This window comes from Lysinibacillus sp. GW823-FHT02G10, assembly GCF_058797135.1.
Genome location: NZ_JBXAJI010000001.1, coordinates 346,627 through 368,404, shown reverse-complemented (window position 1 = coordinate 368,404; position 21,778 = coordinate 346,627). Strand labels below are relative to the sequence as shown.

Annotated in this window: 21 protein-coding genes; 10 read left to right on the top strand and 11 right to left on the bottom strand. The window is 36.2% G+C overall.

Annotated elements, in window-relative coordinates:
• The first annotated feature begins 72 nt into the window (after positions 1-72).
• From AC1RFD_RS01850 to AC1RFD_RS01825, 6 genes are all read left to right on the top strand, one after another.
• The gene (locus AC1RFD_RS01850; RefSeq protein WP_054550683.1) at positions 73-984 is read left to right on the top strand and encodes a LysR family transcriptional regulator; all 912 of its coding nucleotides are present in this window, start codon (positions 73-75) and stop codon (positions 982-984) included.
• A gap of 61 nt (positions 985-1,045) precedes the next feature.
• Complete coding sequence (locus tag AC1RFD_RS01845; protein WP_054550682.1) at positions 1,046-1,504, top strand: PTS sugar transporter subunit IIA; 459 nt, start codon at positions 1,046-1,048, stop codon at positions 1,502-1,504.
• Positions 1,501-1,764 (top strand): PTS sugar transporter subunit IIB, encoded by a 264-nt coding sequence (locus AC1RFD_RS01840; protein WP_004232490.1) that lies wholly within the window; start codon positions 1,501-1,503, stop codon positions 1,762-1,764. Before AC1RFD_RS01845 ends, AC1RFD_RS01840 begins: the two co-directional genes overlap by 4 nt.
• Before the next feature lie 33 nt (positions 1,765-1,797).
• Positions 1,798-3,066 carry a PTS ascorbate transporter subunit IIC gene (gene ulaA, locus AC1RFD_RS01835; protein ID WP_054550681.1) on the top strand — a complete coding sequence of 423 codons (1,269 nt, stop codon included), beginning with the start codon at positions 1,798-1,800 and terminating at the stop codon, positions 3,064-3,066.
• Positions 3,067-3,318: 252 nt separating this feature from the next.
• Positions 3,319-4,305, top strand: coding sequence for a BMP family lipoprotein (locus AC1RFD_RS01830; protein WP_115673461.1), 987 nt, complete (start codon positions 3,319-3,321; stop codon positions 4,303-4,305).
• Positions 4,302-5,963 carry a methyl-accepting chemotaxis protein gene (locus AC1RFD_RS01825; RefSeq protein WP_054550679.1) on the top strand — a complete coding sequence of 554 codons (1,662 nt, stop codon included), beginning with the start codon at positions 4,302-4,304 and terminating at the stop codon, positions 5,961-5,963. Before AC1RFD_RS01830 ends, AC1RFD_RS01825 begins: the two co-directional genes overlap by 4 nt.
• 59 nt (positions 5,964-6,022) lie before the next feature.
• On the opposite strand, the gene AC1RFD_RS01820 is transcribed toward AC1RFD_RS01825, so the two are convergent.
• The gene (locus tag AC1RFD_RS01820) at positions 6,023-6,781 is read right to left on the bottom strand and encodes an SDR family NAD(P)-dependent oxidoreductase (RefSeq protein WP_054550678.1); all 759 of its coding nucleotides are present in this window, start codon (positions 6,779-6,781) and stop codon (positions 6,023-6,025) included.
• A 164-nt stretch (positions 6,782-6,945) separates the two neighbouring features.
• Here AC1RFD_RS01820 and AC1RFD_RS01815 point away from each other — a divergent pair, with 164 nt between their 5' ends.
• From AC1RFD_RS01815 to AC1RFD_RS01805, 3 genes are all read left to right on the top strand, one after another.
• Positions 6,946-8,127 carry an AraC family transcriptional regulator gene (locus AC1RFD_RS01815; protein WP_492474440.1) on the top strand — a complete coding sequence of 394 codons (1,182 nt, stop codon included), beginning with the start codon at positions 6,946-6,948 and terminating at the stop codon, positions 8,125-8,127.
• Positions 8,128-8,261: 134 nt separating this feature from the next.
• Positions 8,262-9,260, top strand: coding sequence for a permease (locus AC1RFD_RS01810; RefSeq protein WP_326140480.1), 999 nt, complete (start codon positions 8,262-8,264; stop codon positions 9,258-9,260).
• Positions 9,261-9,271: 11 nt separating this feature from the next.
• Positions 9,272-10,198, top strand: a complete 927-nt coding sequence (locus AC1RFD_RS01805; protein ID WP_492474439.1) for a TIGR03943 family putative permease subunit — start codon at positions 9,272-9,274, stop codon at positions 10,196-10,198.
• Positions 10,199-10,232: 34 nt separating this feature from the next.
• Here the strand turns inward: AC1RFD_RS01805 and AC1RFD_RS01800 are convergent, their stop codons facing one another.
• Complete coding sequence (locus AC1RFD_RS01800; protein ID WP_492474868.1) at positions 10,233-11,495, bottom strand: NtaA/DmoA family FMN-dependent monooxygenase; 1,263 nt, start codon at positions 11,493-11,495, stop codon at positions 10,233-10,235.
• A gap of 220 nt (positions 11,496-11,715) precedes the next feature.
• On the opposite strand from AC1RFD_RS01800, the gene AC1RFD_RS01795 reads away from it, so the two are divergent.
• On the top strand, positions 11,716-12,186 hold the full coding sequence (locus AC1RFD_RS01795; RefSeq protein ID WP_054550673.1) for a hypothetical protein: 471 nt from the start codon (positions 11,716-11,718) through the stop codon (positions 12,184-12,186).
• A 31-nt stretch (positions 12,187-12,217) separates the two neighbouring features.
• On the opposite strand, the gene AC1RFD_RS01790 is transcribed toward AC1RFD_RS01795, so the two are convergent.
• The 9 genes from AC1RFD_RS01790 to rocF form a co-directional block, all read right to left on the bottom strand.
• Positions 12,218-13,348: a CamS family sex pheromone protein gene (locus tag AC1RFD_RS01790; RefSeq protein WP_288582199.1), complete on the bottom strand. Its 1,131-nt coding sequence runs from the start codon at positions 13,346-13,348 to the stop codon at positions 12,218-12,220.
• A 260-nt stretch (positions 13,349-13,608) separates the two neighbouring features.
• Positions 13,609-14,004, bottom strand: coding sequence for a VOC family protein (locus tag AC1RFD_RS01785; RefSeq protein WP_048389675.1), 396 nt, complete (start codon positions 14,002-14,004; stop codon positions 13,609-13,611).
• Between the two features lie 220 nt (positions 14,005-14,224).
• Positions 14,225-15,142, bottom strand: a complete 918-nt coding sequence (locus AC1RFD_RS01780; RefSeq protein ID WP_054550670.1) for a D-alanyl-D-alanine carboxypeptidase family protein — start codon at positions 15,140-15,142, stop codon at positions 14,225-14,227.
• Between the two features lie 88 nt (positions 15,143-15,230).
• Entirely contained in the window at positions 15,231-16,412 is a 1,182-nt protein-coding gene (locus AC1RFD_RS01775) for a sensor histidine kinase (protein ID WP_054550669.1), read from the bottom strand.
• A complete protein-coding gene (gene vanR, locus AC1RFD_RS01770; RefSeq protein ID WP_199768326.1) occupies positions 16,348-17,040 on the bottom strand; it encodes a VanR-ABDEGLN family response regulator transcription factor in 693 nt (230 codons plus the stop codon). Before vanR ends, AC1RFD_RS01775 begins: the two co-directional genes overlap by 65 nt.
• 220 nt (positions 17,041-17,260) lie before the next feature.
• Positions 17,261-17,848, bottom strand: coding sequence for a pyridoxamine 5'-phosphate oxidase family protein (locus tag AC1RFD_RS01765; protein ID WP_066038246.1), 588 nt, complete (start codon positions 17,846-17,848; stop codon positions 17,261-17,263).
• A 159-nt stretch (positions 17,849-18,007) separates the two neighbouring features.
• Entirely contained in the window at positions 18,008-18,808 is an 801-nt protein-coding gene (locus AC1RFD_RS01760) for a DUF817 domain-containing protein (RefSeq protein ID WP_288582202.1), read from the bottom strand.
• A 203-nt stretch (positions 18,809-19,011) separates the two neighbouring features.
• Complete coding sequence (locus AC1RFD_RS01755; RefSeq protein ID WP_004232450.1) at positions 19,012-20,439, bottom strand: amino acid permease; 1,428 nt, start codon at positions 20,437-20,439, stop codon at positions 19,012-19,014.
• Between the two features lie 268 nt (positions 20,440-20,707).
• The gene (gene rocF / locus AC1RFD_RS01750; RefSeq protein ID WP_054550666.1) at positions 20,708-21,613 is read right to left on the bottom strand and encodes an arginase; all 906 of its coding nucleotides are present in this window, start codon (positions 21,611-21,613) and stop codon (positions 20,708-20,710) included.
• Between the last annotated feature and the right edge of the window lie 165 nt (positions 21,614-21,778).

Genomic DNA, 21,778 nt, shown 5'->3' with positions numbered 1-21,778 from the left:
TAACACGTTAAAAAAAATCTAATAAACTAAAGCAAATACAAGATTTTTTCTAATTTCCTTTAGGAGGATAAAATGAACAATAGTAAATTACAGGCATTTTGCTTACTTGTAGAATTAAAAAAATTAGCCCCTGTCGCCAAAGCACTTGGCATTACAGCCCCCACCGTATCATTTCATATTCGCTCTATAGAGGAGGAATACGGTATTCATTTATTTCGAACAAATGCTGGAGGATACCGTTTAACAGAAGCGGGCGAAGGTGTGTATCATTACGCTCGTCAAATGGTTCAACTTCAAAAGGATATGGATCGTTTTATTGAAAATCTTTTAGCAGGCCATATCGGTTCATTACGACTAGGGGCGAGTGGCTTACCTGCCCATATTTTTATGCCAGATTTAATTCATCAAGTTTCAACGACCTGTCCTGAGATTCGCATTTCATTAGAAGTAAAAACAGCACCTGAAATTGAAAAAAAGGTAGCACTACAAGAATTAGATTTCGGGCTCATCATGGAGACTAAGCAGGAAAATCCTTTACTTCATTACGAAACAATCGGTGAAGATGCACTTGTATTGGCATTCAGCCCATCTCACGAGCTAGCAGCACAAAAAGACATCACCAAAGAAGATATTCTTAAATACAAGCTATTGTTGCATACATCATCTAGCTCCACGAATCACTTCATTGAAAAGTGGATGGACCCATTTCAGCCTTCTATTTACACAATTGAGTTGGATTCTGTGAGCACGATTAAAAAGATGCTGACCTTTGGCAAAAACTTGGCGTTTCTATCTGTTTCCTTAATAGAAGAAGAATTAAAATCAGGTGTACTGCTGAAGAAAGATCTACATGATGTAACACTAAATAGAAAAATTCAATTGATTTATCCGAAAACGCGCTTAGATCATAAAATGGATGAATTTGTCAAAACGTCGGTTTATGAAATAGCAAAGCAATTAAAAATGTCTTCTACGATGACATAATTCCACATACAGTCGTAATAACATGGAATGGGAAGATATTTTTATGAAAGGAGGGTTGTCCTTGCTAACCAAGCTGTTGACAAAAGATTGTATACAGCTTGCAAACTTTGTCCGATCATGGCAAGAAGCAATTCATTTAGCGGCTAGCCCATTAGTACAACAACACAAAATTGAACAGCGCTATGTCGAAGCCATGATTCGATCTATTGAACACTATGGTCCTTACGTTGTCATCACACCCAAAGTAGCCATTCCTCATGCACGGCCATCTGATGGGGTTCTTGAACTAGCCATAAGCTTGCTACGATTACAAAAGCCTGTTTTTTTTAGCCCTAATCAGCCTGTCTACCTACTAATTGTGCTAGCTGCCATTGACAATGCTTCACATCTACAGGTGTTGGCTGATTTGGCATTAGTCTTACAAGAACCCGATCAGATTGATGACCTAATCGCCTGTCAACATGCGGACATGATATGGGAGAAAATCAAACAATATACGACAAAGGAGTCAACAGAATGAAAATTTTAGTCGTGTGTGGGAGCGGTTTAGGAAGTAGCTTTATTTTAGAATTGAATGTTAAAAAAGCATTAGAAGTATTGGGGAAAGATGCAGAGGTAACGCATACAGATTTAGCGTCTGCCAAGGCGGAGAAAGCAGATATTTATTTAGGGGCAGCAGATATCGTGAATGAATTAGCGAAAGACAAAGGAATCATTGTGAGCATCGTAAATATGATGAGTATTTCAGAAATAAAAGAAAAGCTTGAACCGTTGCTTTAAGCATTAAAAATTTGGATAGGATGAGGTGTTGGTATGTTAGATGTTATCATGCATGACATTTTAGGAACACCAGCTATATTAGTCGGCCTATTCGCTTTTATTGGTTTACTTATTCAAAAAAAATCAAATTCCACTGTTCTGTCAGGTACATTAAAAACGATAATGGGCTTTGTCATCCTCGGAGCTGGTGCCACTGTCTTAATTGGCTCTTTAGATCATTTTAGTAAAATGTTCGATCATGCCTTTCAAGTACAGGGAGTCATTCCCAACAATGAGGCCATCGTGGCAGCTGCTCAGACTAATTTTGGTACAGCTACTGCACTAATCATGGTATTTGGTATGATTATGAATCTACTATTTGCGCGATTTACGCCATTAAAATATATCTTTTTAACTGGACATCATACATTATTTATGGCTTGTTTAATCGCCGCTTCATTATCAGTTGGAGGGATGAGTGGTACACCTCTTATTCTTGTTGGGTCTATCATTCTTGGACTTTGTATGGTCGTGTTCCCTGCCATTTTACAGCCGACAGTTCGACAAATAACAGGGAGTAATGACTTTGCTGTTGGTCACTTTGGCAGTGTTGGCTATTATGTTTCTGCAAAGATTGGTAAGCTCTTTGGTAATAAAATGAAATCCACAGAAGATATACAGGTTCCGAAAGCATTAGGCTTTTTACGAGATACCTCAGTTGCTATTTCTTTAACAATGAGTGTGTTCTTTGTAATTGTTGCCCTTTTTGCTGGCCCTTCCTATATTGAGTCACAATTATCAGCTGGCTCAAATTTTATTATTTTCGCTATTATGCAAGCGATTACATTTGCAGCGGGTGTTTATATTATTTTAGCAGGTGTACGGATGTTAATTGCTGAAATTATTCCAGCCTTCAAAGGCATTGCAGATAAACTTGTACCAAACACAAAACCAGCACTTGATTGTCCAACCATCTTTCCTTTTGCACCAAATGCCGTTATTATTGGTTTCATTTTTAGTTTTATAGCAGGGCTGGTTTCCATGTTTATACTCCCCTTCATCGGACTAAAAGTCATCGTACCAGGTCTTGTTCCACATTTCTTCACAGGTGCGGCGGCGGGTGTCTTTGGAAATGCTACTGGCGGTAGAATTGGTGCGATGTCCGGAGCCTTTGCCAATGGTTTATTAATTAGCTTTATTCCAGCCATACTCCTTATCTTTATGGGAGACATTGGCTATGAGGGCACAACCTTCGGTGATTCAGACTTTGGGGTAATCGGCATTATTATTATTAATTTATTAAAATTATTCGGCGCTGTTTAGAACATATAAAGCCTGACGCTATTTGCGTTAGGCTTTTATAGTGCTGTACATACAAGAAGTGCTACGAAAACCTTTATAAATCAATTACTTTATTAGTAATCTAGCTTTATATTATTAACTTATTATGTATATAGAAATGATTCATTATTCTTAGACATCCTAAAAATTTTTTGCACGGATGTCTGACATCAGACTAAAAATATTAAGTTTTTGCCGATATATATTTTATACACAACAGGAGGTACACAAAATTTGAAGAAATTATTCACTAGTTTTCTTTTGATCACTCTGTTGATAGCAGGCTGTTCCTCAGCACCGACAGAAACATCAACTGAAGGATATAAGATAGGAATTTTACTATCAGATGCAGGACTAGGCGATGAATCATTTAATGATTCCGCTTTTAAAGGCTTAGAAAAAGCGCGCGACGAGCTAGGCATTTTGTTTGATTACAAAGAGGCTCCTGATGGTAAATACGAGGAAAAGCTGAATGAACTTGTAGCAGAAAAATATGATATCATCATTGGTCTCGGGTTCTCTGTACAAGAAGCACTAGAAAAGACTGCAAAACAAAATCCCTCTCAGCAATTTATACTGATTGACGGGCAATCTGATATTAACAACATCATTTCGATTACCTTTAAAGAACAAGAAGGTAGCTTTTTAGTTGGCATGATTGCCGCTATGACAAGTAAAACAGGAAAAGTTGGCTTTATTGGTGGAGCAGATGCTCCTGTTATCCATCACTTTGAAAATGGTTTTATCGAAGGAGCACGTTATGTACAGCCATCGATTGAAATTATGAGTGACTATGCTGGTACCTTTGACGATACCCAGGCTGGTGCAGCAATAGCAGAAAGGTATATCAAAAATAACGTTGATTTTATTTACCATGCAGCAGGCTTTACTGGCTTTGGGGCGATAAAAAAGGCAGAGGAAATGGGGATCTATGCAGCAGGTGTTGATATCGATCAGTTTTTTGTTGCCGAAAAAACAGTTGTCACATCCATGCTTAAAAATGTTGATCTAGCCGTCTATCAACTCGCTAAGACATTAGTAGAAAATGGTAAAATTACAGAAAAATCCTTTGCATTAGGTTTAGCGGATCAGGGTGTGGGACTAGCAGATATTCGTGTAATTCAACTGACAGCTGAGCAACAGACTGCTATCGAAAAAGCCAAAGAAGCCATTATTTCAGGTACGATAAAAGTTACTGCGGAAAAGAGGAATGACCAGTGACACTACGTAAGAAATTATTTATGAACACATTGATTCCAATCGTATTGGCTATGGCTATGATTGGCTTTATTATCCTACAAACATTCACGATCCAAACAACAGCACAGGATGATACGAAACTTTTACTTGCAGTGAAAGAACTAGAGCAAAGTTTAGTTGTTGCCAGCCAATCTTTAAATAATTTTACCTACCTGGATAGTGAAGCCAATAAAAACGAAGCGCTCGCTATTTTACAAGAAACAAAAAGTAATTTAGAGGCATTAGCCTCTCTAACGAGAATACCTGAACATCAGACAATCGTCGAAAAAATAGCTAGTAAATTTGAAAATCTAGAAAAAGCGACTGAAAGCGGGTTTCAAGAAAACAATCGCTCTGAAATTAAAAAGCAGTCCATCAGAATTAAAGGAATTTTAAACGATATGTATTTGCTCAAAAAAGAAACGAACGAATGGTATCAAGAAATGATCCAAGTAACGAAGCAAAAAATAGGTTTCATTACAACCTCTACCATCATAGGTAGTGTGCTATTAATTATTGCTACGATACTTTATTCCTATGTAGCTGCGAAAAGAATTACCAAACCCATTAATCAGATTGTAGATTGTGCACAGGCTGCAGCAACAGGAAACTTAACAATGGATACTTCTACCCTCTCCTATCAAGCAAACAGTCGATATGAGATTGATCAATTAACAAAAAGCTTTGCAGACATGATGAATAATTTAAAAAATACTGTACAATCCATTGATAATATTGGAAAGGATGTTAATTTGTTTACACAAGAAGTGACGAGCCATATGAACAATATTCATGAAAGTAGTAATCAAGTCGCTACCTCAACCGACGAATTAGCAAAAGGCAGCTATACGATGTCAGAAGACATTCAATCAGTGGCACTCCAAATGAATAATATGGCAGATCAATTTAGGGATGTTATGCGTACGAGTGAGCAATCGGCTGACACTGGTAAACAAGCTCTGGAGGCTGTTCAAAATGGTCAATATTCATTAGAAAAACAATCTTCCATTGCAAAGGATATATCAACCACATCACTTGATATTAAGGAAGCTGTAACTCAATTTTCTCAATTCACTTCGGAAATTGAAGGCGCAGCCAATGCTGTCCATACGATTGCTAGCCAAACAAATTTATTAGCACTAAATGCTGCCATCGAGGCTGCAAGAGCTGGAGAAGCAGGCAAAGGGTTTGCCATTGTTGCCGAGGAGGTTAAAAAGCTCTCTTCTGAAACGGAGAATGCTACGAATTTAATCACTTCAATGGTCTCGCATATTCAAGATGGCATTACGCACATCCTTACTACGGCTGAACGAGGTTATCTGCTGTCAAATGAGCAATCTCAATCCATGGTAGAGACAGAACAATCATTCTCTGTTATTACCATGCACATAACAAATATCCATCGCGATTTACAAAACCTCACAAGAGAAATGGCACAAACGAATGAAATGAGCCAGCAAGTAAATAGTACCATTGAAAATATTTCTGCTATTACAGAAGAAACGGCTGCTGGCACAGAAGAAATATCGGCATCAACGCAAGAACAGCTACTTTCCTTCCAAAAAATTAGTGCTAAGATAGACGATCTTGAAGCTATGACTAATACGTTGATGAATGAGCTCAAAAAATTCACCCTATAGCGATTCGATTCATTACCGCAAAAAATCCAGTGAAATGATTCACTGGATTTCTTCTTTCATTATAAAGTTAAACCACCATCTACTAACACAATAGAGCCTGTCATATAGCTTGCTTTGTCTGATGCTAGGAATACTACCATTTCTGCTAATTCCTCTGGTTTTGCATAGCGTCCCATTCTCATATTTGGAATCTCCTCTGGCACATAGCCACCTGTTTCAAACATCGCAGTTACACTGTTTGTTAATGCCGTTTCTACTCCCCCTGGACAGATACCATTGATCCGAATACCTTTTTTTACATACTCCAAAGAAGCTGATTTTGTTAAACCCACTACTGCATGCTTACTTGCAGAATAGACAGCCATACTGTGCTCACTGCGAACTCCTGCTGTAGAAGCTGTATTTATAATTGAACCGCTTCCTTGTCCCTCCATTACTTTTAAAACATATTTTAAGCCAAGGAATACACCCTTCACATTGATTGACATAATACGGTCATATTCTTCATCTTCAATCTCTGTTAGTGGAGAAATTTTCTGAATAACCCCAGCATTATTGAAAAATACATCAATACGTCCGTACGTATCAACAGCAGTATTGACATATTTCTGAACGTCTTCACTTTTTGAAACGTCTGCCTGAACGAAAATACCTTCCCCGCCTTGTTCTCTAATCAAGCTTACTGTTTCTTCCCCTGTTTCTTTGTTGAAATCCACTACCACCACTTTTGCACCATTGCTAGCAAGTTTCAAGCTGCTAGCTCTTCCAATTCCGCTTCCTGCGCCTGTTACAACTGCAATTTTATTCAAAAGATCCATCTTCTATTCCTCCCTAACATTTTAAAGTCACTGTCTATTTTATTGCTACTTCTCCTTTATTTATTGTATTATTCTACACAAAATAGTACTTTCTCAATGTCTATCCAATAAAAATGTAAATGCTTTCATTTTAATAGAATTATTACGAACTGGAGTGTAGGAACATGAAAATTAACACTATTGATCTTCAATACATCAGCCAATTAATCTATGAAACACATCATCTTCCAGTCACTTATATTAATTCATTAGGAAAAATAATCTTTGACTATTCATCAACAAATAATCCATCTTACATTTCTTTAAAGGAACAATTGAAAACATATCCTTACCATAAAGATTCTAATGCCTATCCAATTTTTTTCTCTTATGCTGAGTTTAATTTTTTCTATATTAATGTGCAGCAAGAGGATCAATATTTAGGTGCAATTGTAGTTGGCCCTTCCCTTTCTCCAGAAGTGGAAGACATAAAGACAAGTGTTAATCAAGAGCTGATTCCTATTCTTCATTATCAACAAAGTTTAGCCATTAGTTTATTTGTGTATTACGCCATCTATCAAAGGAAATTAAATAAATCTGCTGTCATTTATCACAACCAAGCATTAAGACCTCTCATTCGTCATGAGGAAAATACTACGCTTGAGCTCTCCTATGCAAGAAGAAATGATATTGTTCATACAAATCTTTACTATGAAAAAATATTGTTAGACAATGTGAAAAATGGGCGTATAGAGAAACTAAATGAAGTTTTGAATTATTCCATTGTTGAGCAAGCAGAACTTGGAATACTATCAAAACGCAATAATTTAAGAAGTGTTCAATATTTGATGATTACAGGCATTGCACTTATTTGCCGTGCAGCAATTGAGGGTGGTTTAAATGAAGAAACAGCCTTTACATTAAATGATTTTTACATTCAAAAGCTAGAGGATCAAAACAGTTTAATCGAAATTCTTTCGTTAATGGAGGAAGCTATTTACGACTATACAAGCCGTGTATCACAGGCAAATACAAGGAAGTATTCTGGACCCATTACTACCTGTATCCATTTTATTGAAAATGAGTTGTATGGGGATCTAACACTCGACCAACTTTCAGCAATTTGCCACCTAAGCCCCAATTATCTTTCCTCCTTATTTAAAAAGGAAGTAGGTACTTCCTTTAGTGAATATATTCAGCAGCAAAGGATTGATGAGGCGAAAAAACTCTTAACATTTACCAACTATCCAATCCTAGACATCGGTTCATTACTTAATTTCACAGATCAAAGCTATTTCATTAAAGTTTTCAAAAAATTTACGGGAATTACCCCTAAACAATATAGAACTAAGTATTCTCATAAATAATTCGATATAGAGGGAAAGTAAAAAGATGGTAGAAATCAATTTTTACTTTCTCTTTCCTTTTTTGAAGTACTAACAATATCATCTATGTCATATCTTGAATTAAAACGTAACCATTACACTTTAAGGAGGTATATGTGGAACGTCTCCATTTTTCTAAATATGTATTGAATTTTTGGTTGCTCTTCATTTTATTCCTAGGCATGCTACCACTACTGTTATACAACGTCTCAGCTTTAAACGACCTTAGTTCCTCTCTACTCAATTTAAATACGATATTTTTAAGTATTTTAATTGAAGCATTACCATTTGTCTTAATTGGAATACTGATTGCTGGCTTTATTCAGATTTTTATAACAGAGGAACATATCCAAAGGTGGATTCCTCGAAACCCTGTGATGGCAGTTATCATGAGTTGTCTTGTAGGTGCATTATTTCCAGCCTGTGAATGTGGGATTGTTCCGATTGTTAGAAGATTGATTGTCAAAGGCGTACCTATACATGCAGCTATAGGCTTTATGTTAACTGGTCCACTTATTAATCCCGTTGTTATTCTTTCTACTTATATGGCATTTGGAAATGATTTAAGAATAGCGAGCCTTCGAATGCTTGTTGGCTTTGTCATCGCTATTGTAGTAGCATTACTTATCAGCTTATTTTTTAAAGGCTCCCAATTTAAGAGCTCTTTACAGCCCTACTCATTAACATTCCCTAGTCAACAAACATCCTTCTTCACCAAATTATTAAATATGGTCAAACATGCCATCGATGAATTTTTTGATATGGGTAAATACTTAATTATCGGGGCATTTTTAGCTGCCTTTGTACAAACCTATATATCTACCAAAACACTCGTAGCCATTGGAGAAGGTGAACCCTCCTCCATTCTAGTTATGATGGGCTTAGCCTTCATTCTGTCACTTTGCTCTGAGGCAGATGCCTTTATTGGCGCATCCTTTAGTGCTATTTTCTCCACTCCATCCATTCTAGCCTTTCTTATTTTTGGCCCTATGATCGATTTGAAAAATACCATTATGTTGATGAGCGTATTTCGTTTAAAATTTGTTTTTTGGTTAATCGCCTTAGTGGCTACAGTTGTCTACATTAGTATATGGATTCTTTCAGCGTATCTCTAAGGGGGAAAACTATGAAATTTCACGTTCAACAAGCGCTAAGAGCCTTCATGTTACTCGCCTTTTCGGCTATGATTGCCAACCTGCATTGGACCGGAGAACTAACAAAATTTATCAACCCTAAATATGAAGGGCTGAGTAAAACAGCCGCCATTTTATTTTTTATACTATTTCTTGTTCAAGTGACAAGAATTATATCTTTTTCAAAGGTTCCCCACTCATGTGATCAAACGGGACAAGCATGCTGCTCCCATCACGACCATGGTCACACAGCCTTTACCCGAAAAAAAATGATAGCCTACCTCATTATCATGACACCAATAATGACAGGCTTCTTCGTGCCAGCAAAAATTTTAGATGCATCCATCGCTGATAAAAAAGGTGGTGCATTTATTCTCACCCAGCAAAATCAATCATCTAAAATAGAGGATTACCTCACTTCAAATGAAACGATTGATGAAAACATCTATGATGAACATGAAGCTGATCCCCGACTGACAGAGGAAAAACAGGAAAGGACAAAAAAACAATATGAGCAATTAAAGCAACAGCTATCCCAACAATCCATGCTAAAAATGACCGATGAGGACTACACGATTTATTATGAAGAAATTAATCAAAATTTGGCTAACTATTTGGGGAAGAAAATACAGTTGAAGGGCTTTGTTTTAAAAGAAGAAAATTTTACAGAAAAGCAACTAGTGATTTCAAGATTTCTTATTACGCATTGCGTCGCCGATGCCAGTATTGTCGGCTTTCTGACAGAGTTTTCGGACGCTCCTACACTCACAGAAGATACATGGATTGAAGTGGTCTGTACAATTAGTCAAACAACATATGAAGGTGCAAGCTTACCTGTTATCCATATTGATGATTGGGTAACAATCGAACAACCTGAATCACCTTATCTTTATCCTATTAATATTCGAATGAGTTTCTAGCAATAAAAGGGCAAAGCTTATGGCTTGCCCTTTTTCAGCTATTAATGGGGGATCGCACATCTAAGCCTAAATGGGAACGTAATGTGCTACCTTCATATTCAGCTCTGAATAAACCCCGCTCTACTAACATGGGAATAACATCGCTAAAGAACAAATCCAAAGATTTCGCAGGTCCGCCTGGTATGGCAATAAAGCCATCTAATGCACCCTCTTCATAAAAAGTAACGATTTGATCGACAATATCCTGTGGTGTACCGATTGCTACAAGGTGGGCTGAGCCAATTACCTCTGGGCGTGCTAACAATACTGCGACTGTTGGTTCATTGTTTACAATATAACGACGTACCAAATCTGCATGTGTTTTACTACGTACTTGCTGATCTTTTGATGGCAGCATATCAACCGTTACCTGATCTTCAAGTGCCAAATGACGAACATCCATGCCAATCACAGATTCTAAAGCACTGTAGCGCCGCTCAAGTGTTAAATGTGCATGTGCTTGTCGGTGCATTTCGAGTGCTTCTTCATATGTATCCCCTATAAAGAAATAGAGTCCGGGTAATAAGCGAATATCGTCGGCTGAACGACCTACTTCTATAGCCTGCTGACGCAAATCATTACGCATCTCAATACCCACCTCCATGACTGGTGTAGCCGCAAAAATCGCATTGGAAACAGTAGCCGCAAATTGCCGCCCAACATCCGACGCTCCTGCTTGGAAGAGTGGAATCTCTCCTGCTGGATGCATTGGGAGATTTAAGGGACCTTTTATATGGAAAAATTCTCCTTCATACTCAATTGGCTTAACAAGCTCTTTTATTTTCTCTAAATTCCCATCCATTTCTAATGTTTCATAGGGATAACTATGCCATAGCTGCTTGACCACCGCTGTACATTCTGCCGCTTTAGCATAACGCTCCTCGGAAGAAGGCATGGGCTCATTGCTGAAATTATGGGCGCCATCTATAGAGGTTACGATATTCCATCCAACTCGTCCTTCGCTAATCCAATTTAAGGACTGCAATTGACGCGCAATCAGATAAGGTGGCGTAAAGGATGTGGAAATCGTTGTTACTAAGCCAATCTGTTTCGTTTCTCTTGCCACCATCGCCATTAAAAAGTTAGGGTCTAAGCCAACTGTTCCTTTCATTTTAGCCATTAATTCTGGATGAGCTGTTAAATAATCCGCCTTAAATACAAAATCTAATTTCACTGCTTCAGCACGCTGCGCAAATGCAATATGTTCTTCTATCAAGGCACCCTGTTTGCCATGATTACCGTAAACAGCTAAATGCATTCCAATAATAAGGTGTCTTTTCATTGCTACTCTCCTTCTTTTTAATTGATAACGATTATCATTTTCATAATAATCATTCATGGCAGAGATTGCAATGAATGTCTATTAAGTTTTTGAAGGTCCTCTAACAAATGAAAAATAAGCAACCAAACTAATATTTACTATAAAGTTAAATAAAGGTATTATTGAGATAATTCAAAAATATTTAAGCGGAGGAATCATGAGAAAATTTACCTCTTTATTTATAGTTACTCTTTTTATATTTCCAATTGGTGGAGCATCTTTTATAGAAGATCCTATACTCCAACCATCTATTCCGCCGAACCTTGGTGCTTCTGCTGAGGAATCTTATTCTACCCCCACAGCTGAAAAAAGTGATGATTCTCTTCTTACAACGTCTTCTACCTTTCCAACTGGTCAGGGTTCGATGAGCTTTAATTTTAAAGCACCTAGTAATGGCACTGATACAATTCAAATTTATGTGAAAAATAACAGCTCACAATCTATTAGGTTTATATTAACTGCACCTAATGGAACGGTTTGGATAGACGGAGAGATCATTAAATCTGGACAATCATTTACTTCAACTTACGAGTTGGATGCAAGCCAAGCTGGTCAATGGTTCATGAAATTTGATAATAATGATGGTTCTTCAATTACAGTAGATATAAATACAAGTTACGAAATTTAATATGGAGCTTCACCCTTTAGCTTTTTTCTATTCAAATAGGTGATGCAAAAATTTGTTTTTCCGTTGGGTCCCAGAGAACAATTCCAACATCCTGCTTCTGATCGATTACCCGAATGGTGATGGGGATATAGTCAAATAAAATTGTATTTATTTTTGTACTAGTGAGCTGTAACAAGCCAATTAATTCAATATCATTAACCAGTGGTACGTGTATTTCTAGATTAATATCTGTTAATTTGCCATCTTCATAACGAAGTTTTCCCATGATTTTAGGATTTAAATGTTTAAATCCACCTTGAATATCCTCTTTAAAAATTAATAATTTATTATACATATTTTGGTCCAAACTATATAAAGCATCTGATGGGAATATATAATGCTTTTTATCTATATCAAACCATTTTGTTATGGTATCTGTATCTTTAGGAATAAAGGTTTCAGCTAAAAATATGCCTGGAATAATATCGTTTATATTAGATTCTTGATATAAAGTTAAATAAATAGGGACTCTCGGATATTTTTCATTTTTTCTAATATCCTCAAGAATCCTTTTAGCTACTTCCTTCCCATAATTTTTAACATCGTTGATATCATCATCATTTTGGTCTACTTTCACTTGGCCTGTGTAAATTAAACCATTGGCATCGGAAACTCGTATATCATAAAATTCATTTAACGAGATCGCGATCGATAGTCCCTCTACTTTGTTATTTTCTTTATTAATAAAATTTTGTTCTAACACATGTGAGAGAATCAAAGGATACTTTTTTTCATCCTCTAACACATTGTCACTTCTAGTTTCAATGGCTGGATTTAACCCAATACCTTCATCTGTTTTTCTACTTAACCATTGGCTGATCATTTTCTCTTCCAGATATTGACCTTCCTGCATATAAAACTTGTCAGTTGAGAAATAATTCACCGATAAATTCATGAGTCCTCTTTCAATTTCATTAATATTTAAAGCATTATTCATATTATTGATGATTGAACCTCTAGCAATATTGACTTTTGCAGGCTGTTGAATCTCATAGACCTCCTTTTTCTGTATCGATGAAATATACTTTTTCTCATTAGCAGTAACACTTTCGTCCTCACTACTACAAGATGCTAAAATCAATATTGGTGCGAATAAAAATAACATAAAGCTTCTTTTTTTCATTGCTATTTCTCCTTGCATACTATGTATCATTTGATAAATTACCTCATTCAACGATACCAAATTTACCAAAATAAAACATTATATATTTACAAATCTCCCCATTTACCTATCAGATAATCAAAAAAGACCTATGCTCGTTTTCTCGAACATAGGTCTTACTGCTTTCAACTGCTAATGAGTGGGTTTTTCACTACATTGGAGTGGCTCTCACACTTTTAAGAGCGGGTTCCCTCCTTCTTAGAGCGATTTACCCCTCAATACTATTTGGCATTTTTATCGGGCTGGTGAATACCAAATACATTGCCTTCCGTATCAATATAATAGCCTTGCCATGCCATTCCTGGTAATGCGTACTTTGGCATGGCTACTTTGCCCCCGTTTTCAAGAATTTTTGCTTCCGTTACATCATAACTTTCAACACCCATTGTACAAGCAAAGCCATTCAACGCTTGGTTTGTTTCTGGTGGAGGCCCTTGGCGTTGCATTAAAGCACCGTTAATGCCAAGTTCACCATCTTCACCTGTCACGGCACCGAAATAAGGCATGCCTGCATATTCACTCCAGTCCTGAAATGACCATCCAAAAACTTCCCCATAAAAATCCTTAGCCCGATCCATATCACTTACATGAATTTCAAAATGAACTAATCTCCCCATAGTATCCTCCTTAAAGATGAATGTATTTGATCATATTTACTATATATCATTTTTCTGAAGATTAAAATTAATAAATTATTTCTGCCATACCAACAACACGTTGGTTTATAGAGACTTATATGGAATCTCCCATCTATTATTCCATTCTATTATTTTTAGAACTACAAAAAAGTGTGACTAGAAAATGAATTATTCTCTAATCACACACTATTAGGGCTAGTTATAATTGACTATATACCGAAATGGCATCGGTAATATTATATTGCTCCGTTCTAGGGCTGCCGTCCGCTCCTACTGTCACTAGCACATATTCTTGTCCATTTATAAGGGCTAAGCTTGCTAAACATAAGCCTGCATCTTCTGTATAGCCAGTTTTTCCACCTAAAATTTCCCCTCCTGGCAATGCACTTGACGTCATATGCTGAAACATGCGACTGGTAAAAGTAATGCCTTCCGGATGAAGGTTTGTTGATTTTATAGAATATCTTTCTGCTGTATAAACATTTCGAAAATCATCGTTTGTTAAGGCGTATTGTAAAAGTAAAGACATATCCTTTACAGTTGTATAATGATCTGAATGGTGGAGTCCAGTTGTATTCACAAAGTGCGTATTTTTCATGCCTAGCTGCTGCGCCTTTTCGTTCATCAGTTTCACAAATCCACGTTCTGACCCCGCAACATATTCAGCTAAACCTAGTGATGCCTCTGCACCTGATGGCAACATAGAGCCATACAACAAATCTTCTACTGTCAGCTTTTCATTTGGGAGAAAGCCCGCCACTGACGCATTTTCCTCTAATAAATCCCGAAAGATATGTTTAGGTAAAATGATTTCTTCTTGTAAATTGGAGATCTGCTCTATCGCGACTAGAACCGTCATCATTTTTGTCAAAGAAGCAGGATAAATCTTTTCCTCACTTTTTTTATCTAAAACAATTTGATTTTCATCCAAATTCACTAAAATTGCATTCGAACTGTACATATCAAGATCGAGCATATGCTGACTGGCTGTTTGTACTACTTTTGGTGCATGATCTATTTCCTGACGTAAAGTCATTGGCGATTCTTTCAATAGTAAATAAACGAAAATCAGTATGGATAAGAACAATAAACTCAATATACCTTTTCTATTGAACATAAAAACAACTCCTTCTCTTTATGCTTTTATTCAACCATAAAAAAAGGAGCTTATTTTTAACTTACTATTAGTGAATTCTTAAGGTTTCTTAAGAATTGGTTGGAATCATCACGGTGAATACGGTTGTATCATTACTAGAAGTTGCGGTAATGGTTCCGCCATGGGCCTGTACAATTTCATTAGAAATGGCTAAACCAAGCCCAGCACCTCCTGTTTGGGTAGACCTTGCACTATCTAAGCGGTAAAACTTTTCAAATATCATTTTTAATTTTTCAGGAGGGATCGTCTTCCCTGTATTCGTAAACGAAATAAATGTCTGATTATTTTCGCTTTGCGCACTAATTTCAATTGTACTATTTGGATCACTGTAGGCAATTGCATTTTTTAAAATATTATTAAATACCCTTGCTATCTTATTACCGTCTGCATAGATAGTAATATCTTCATCTAATTTGACGATGGCTTTTTGACCCTTTGGTGCCAGCAATGGATAAAACTCGTCGGCCACTTGCATTAACATATGTTGTAAAGGAATAGAATCTTTCTCTAAAATGATGGATTGTAAATTAAACCTGGTTATTTCAAAAAATTCATTGATTAGTTGTTCCAGTCTATAAGATTTATCTAATGTAATCGTCACATATTTTTCTTTCTGCTCTACCGGCATATCCCTCGCTTCATCTAAAAGACTTAAGTAGCCAATAATGGATGTTAAAGGTGTTTTAATATCATGCGCTAAATAGACAACTAAATCATTCTTTCGTTGCTCAGCTTCTTGTGCATCCCTTGCACGCTTTTCTAATTTATATTTCACGTTATTTAATTTTTTTTCCAAAAAATCGAGTTCAGCTGGGAGCTCAATTTCCTTCCCTGACTCATCAGCAAGCATGGTAATACTTGAACTAATTTGATGAAAATATCGGGTAAATCGAGACAAGGCGATATAGAAAATAATCAATAATAATAAAATAAATCCTATCGCAAGCCAAAGCGATTTATTTTGTCGAAATAACACATGATAGGCATTGCTTGCAGCATAATAATCAAGTTGCAAGACATTTTCACAAAAAGCAATAAAAGCATCTGCAAAGGGAGCTTGTAAGACCCCATCAATAAATGCAAAATTAATAAAAAAGCCTATGATGCTAGCGATGACAAGTATCGAAATAATTTGTAGAACCATTTTCCTTTTCAGTTTGCCAAACTCATTTTTCAATGGTATACCCCACTCCCCAAACCGTTTTAATATACTTTGGGTTCTCCGCAGCATCCTTCATTTTTTCCCGTAAATGTCGAATGTGAACCATTACCGTGTTATTGCTGCTAAAGTACTTTTCCCCCCAAATTTCTTGGAATAATTGCTCTGAGCTAATAACTGTCCCTCGATTTGCACATAAATACCAAAGAATAGCGAACTCCGTAGGTGTAAGGGATATGGACCTTTCATTTAAAAAGACTTGTCGTGTGTTTTTATTAATCACCAAGCCAGCAAAATCAATGATATCTTCCTGTTGCTTCGAACCTTGGTTGTAGAAAGTAAACCTTCGTATTTGTGCCTTTACACGAGCAACCAACTCTAATGGACGAAATGGCTTTGTTATATAATCATCTGCTCCCAGAGAAAATCCATTTATTTTATCGATTTCTTCTTCCTTTGCCGTAAGCATTATCACTGGAAAATTTAGTGTTTCTCGGATTTTTCGTAAAATAGTAAACCCATCTATATCAGGCATCATAATATCCAGAACAGCTAAATCTACTTTCTCATGCTCAATACATGCCAAAGCCTCTTGAGCCGTATAAAACTTAAATACATGATAGTTTTCATTTTTTAAGTAAAGTTCTATTAAATCTGCAATTTCCTTTTCATCGTCAACAACTAATATATTCAACTGTATTGCCCTCTCCTTCTCCCCACTTGTTTTCCAATGATTTTTCACAGGCATTATAGCACTTACGCATGACTATATCTATTATTAGGGTAGTTAGATGAAAACATCTTTCCAGCTCTACTTTTAATAAGTTTATATTAACAAAATCATAGATAGCTTCATAATGAACTATTACTACATCAAAAATAGGCTTAGGTTATATCCCAAGCCTCGCATTTTCTGGTAATTAATTTGTTGGATTGATTGCTGTAGTAGTAGATTTTCGACTCATATCCTGTGTTACCACTCTACCTGCGTAATATAGCATTTGTTTATTTAATTTATTCTCTTTTACAGTTATACTGGTCGGTTTCACTTTGAGAACAAGCGTTTTGCTCCCTAAAGATGACTGATATTTTTCGATATGCTTTTTTGATAAAGGTGCTTGGTAATAATCTGGTACATATTTATCAAGCATTGCCTGCATAGCAGCAGTAGCTTCATTTAAATCTGTAACAAATTCCACCAAACCATTTGCTACTACACTTATATAAGCCGTATCAGTCTTAGCAGGAATAGGGTCTACCATTGTTCCATAATTTTCACTTATTGTGATACATGCATTCCGATTATTTGTTAGAATATCTATTTTTCTTCCTTCGTTGGCACCATGAAAATAAAAACTTCCGTCTTTGTAAACATAATTTAGCGGAATAACATATGGCATATGTTGATCTACCAAACCAAGAAATGCAGTTTGTGCGCCTTCTAATAATTGTTTAATTTGTTTTTCATCTGTACAAGCTCTATTTATCATCCGAATATCTGTTACCATTATCATTCCCCCTATCCTCTTCTAAAAAGGAGTCTACAGCAGTATTGCACGTTAAAAAAGGGACAGTTTGATGAAAGGGCATGGGTACAAGGTAAAAATACTAGTTTATCAAAAGCCCATACTATTTTCTTAGAAGTTCTCTAGTTCTACAAATGAATGTCATATATTGAATGATTTCTTCTCCAAATTTTCACCTACATTACGATAGAATAGTTTAAGTTGCGCAACAATCATAATGCTAATGACTACAAGTAAAAACCATGAACTGATTTTACCAAAATGAACAATCGACCAAGACACCTCTTGATTTGGATAGGACCATGCTCCAAAGAACGTTGCAATATTTTCAGCAATCCAAATGAAAAAGCCAATCAAAAAGAACGATACAACGATGGGCATTTTAAAGACTTTGTTCCGTACTGTAAATTTTACAACAGTACGATAAAACACAATAAATAGTAGTGCCATTAACAGCCATCTAAAATCATAAATAAAATGGTGTGTGAAAAAATTCAAGTAGATAATGGCTCCAAGTGGAATAGCTACATAACTTTTTGGCCAGCTTACAATTTTTAAATCAAACCTACGCCAAGCTTGGCAAATATAACTTGCTACACTCGCATACATAAATCCGCTATATAAAGGCACACACCCTATTTTTGTCCACGCCTCTTCAGGATATGACCATGAATTGAAATTCACTTTATATAGTTCGAGCACGAGCCCAATAATGTGAAACAAGCAAATGACTTTTATTTCATCCTTTGTTTCTAAACCAAATTTATACATCAAGTACTGAGTCAATAGACAGATTGCCAGAATAAAGTCATATCTTCCTACCCCAGGTATTTGAATGGCTTTAGAGAGTGCAAGTGTAGCAAATATCACAACGGGAAAAATACAAGATAATGATTGATGATACGTAAAGACTCCTAAGTCTTTAATAAAATTCTTCAACATGAATCCACCTCAAATGAACTTGTTCATAATTAAATTGCTTCTTGTATGAAGAATAAATGATAAATTATCTTATTTCAATATTTATTTATCGAAAAACAATAAATTTTTTCTCTTATTATTGGAACTATTCTTTGTTAAATACGTCTTTGTTGTTGCTTCTCTATGAAGAAAAGAGTAGCCATGTAAGTAGCTACTCTTTGATATTAAAGATATATTTTTTGATTTAATTTTAATTGGACTTCTTGTTGGTTTATTTCTAAATTCGTCACTTTTTTCACTTTTAAATAATAAACGATATAACAACCAATGAAGAATGCTCCACCACAGTAGAGTGCTAAACGTTGAGCTGGATCAAAAGCCAAGCTTGCCATAACAATACAGTTCGCTAATAAACCTAAAATAGGGATCACTGGATACAGCGGCGCTTTGAATTTTAAATCCTCTACTTTTCCTCCTTGGCGTATATAGGAGCGTCTAAATGCAATTTGAGATGCTGTAATCGCAATCCAACCAATTTGTGCACCTAAGCCTGCTAGAGATAATAACCACACAAAGACTGTATTAGCAGCAAATACACTTGACAGTAAAGACAGACCTGCTACAGCGAGTGTGATTAGTAATGCATTCATTGGGATACCTCTTTTATTAACTTTCCCTAAAACGGGACTTGCCATCTTTTCGACAGATAGTGAAAACAGCATACGTGTTGCAGCATAAAGACCCGAGTTTGCGACAGATAATAAGGCTGTTAGGATAACAAAATTCATAATATCTGCTGCATATGGAATACCTATGCTATCTAATACGACTACAAATGGACTTTCCACCACCCCTGCTTTATCCATTGGTATCATTGCTGCAAGTACAAATACGGATAACACAAAGAAGAACAGCGTACGCCAAACAGTTTGCTTAATAGATTTAGGGATAGTCTTTTCAGGATTTTCACTCTCCCCAGCAGCAATACCAATCAATTCTGTACCCTGGAATGAAAAATTCACGGTAATCATTGTAATAAGCAGTGCTGTTACACCATTAGGAAACAATCCACCCTCATAAAAATGAGTAAGGAAAGGGGCATTTGTTCCATCTTTCATATCGATTAGCCCAAACATAGCTGCTCCACCAACCGCAAGGAACATAATAATTGCCAATATCTTAATGCTGGAGAAGACAAATTCTGCTTCACCAAATGCTTTTGCTGATAAACCATTCAATACAAAGAGTAGTGCTGCAAATATTAGGCACCACATCCATACTGGTGAATCAGGAAACCATCTTTGCATTAGTTGTCCAGCCCCTAAAAACTCAAGAGCAACAGTTACTGCCCAACCTAGCCAGTATAGCCATCCAACGGCAAAACCAGTAGCAGGACCGATAAATTTCGTTGTGTACGTTTGGAATGAACCTGATACCGGCATAGCAACAGACAATTCACCCAAACATAGCATTGTTAAATACATAACTGCTCCGCCTACTAAGTAAGCTAGGATGGCACCAGTTGGCCCAGCTTGGTTAATCGTGTAGCCTGATCCAAGAAAGAAACCAGTTCCAATACATCCGCCAAGTGAAATCATAAATAAGTGTCTTGCTTTCATACTTCTTTTTAATTCATATTGTTCTGCTGCCATAAAAAACTCCTTACATTCATTATCTGTGTAAGCACTTTCTTTTTTTCGTACAAAACAGATAACAATCTAAAATTTGAATGTTAATAGATAAACTGTTTTATATATTTTATGAACTGTCAATTTTCTGACAAAATAAAGGCTATTGAATAGCTAAATTGTATTGTAAACTTACTATAGGGAGAGCTATTTTCTTATAGTTGGTTGTCGCGACCTAATTTTTTAAGAAAAGTTCTTCCTTCTGGGATACAAAATGACTTCTATTCATGGCTTAAAGTAATGTATCGCCAAATAGTGAGCTGATTAAAGCTACCGCAGCAATAGCCGTTTTATTGTATTGATCTAATACAGGGTTTGTCTCAACAAATTCTGCTGAAGTAATAATATTTGCTTCTGACAGCATTTCCATAGCTAAATGACTTTCACGATAGCTAATACCACCTGCTACTGGCGTGCCTACACCTGGTGCATCATTTGGATCCAGTCCATCTAAATCTAATGATAGGTGAACACCGTCTGTGCGCTCCTTTAAATAGTCAATCGTTTCTGACATTACTTTCGTCATTCCTAAACGATCAATTTCATGCATCGTGTATACTTTAATACCAATTTCCTTAATAAGCTTTTTTTCTCCAGGATCTAAATCTCGAGCACCAATGATAACAACGTTTTCAGGCTTTACCTTTGGAGCATAACCTCCGATATTTGTAAGTGCTGGATGTCCAAGGCCCAAGCTTACAGCTAAAGACATGCCATGGATATTTCCTGAAGGAGATGTTTCACCAGTATTTAAATCGCCATGGGCATCATACCAAATAACACCTAGATTCTCATAATGCTTGGAAACTCCTGCTAATGTTCCAATAGCAATACTATGGTCTCCACCTAAAACTAAAGGAAAACGGTTTAAAGAAATTTCATGGTCTACTTTTTGGCCTAGCTTCTCGTTACTTTCTGTGACAGTTTTTAAATTTTTTAAGTTTGTCTTTCCTTCTGCGTCTTTATCTTCGTGTACGAGGTCAATAGTTAAATCCCCTTCGTCGTAAATCGAATAACCAAGTCTCTCAAGTCGTTCAGTTACCCCCGCATATCTGATAGCACTTGGTCCCATGTCTACGCCTCTTCTTGTTTGACCTAAATCCATGGGCACCCCAATAATTGTCACTTCTTTATTCATGATGTTTTCTCCTCTCCAATAATTACTTTCACAGTATAAAGAAATTGCAACATTGACTCAACTCGACATTATTTTAAATTTTTATACAGTTTAAATTATTAAAAACATAGATTTATTCTTGTATAAACGATTGCATAAACGCTATTTCAATGCATAACAAAACAT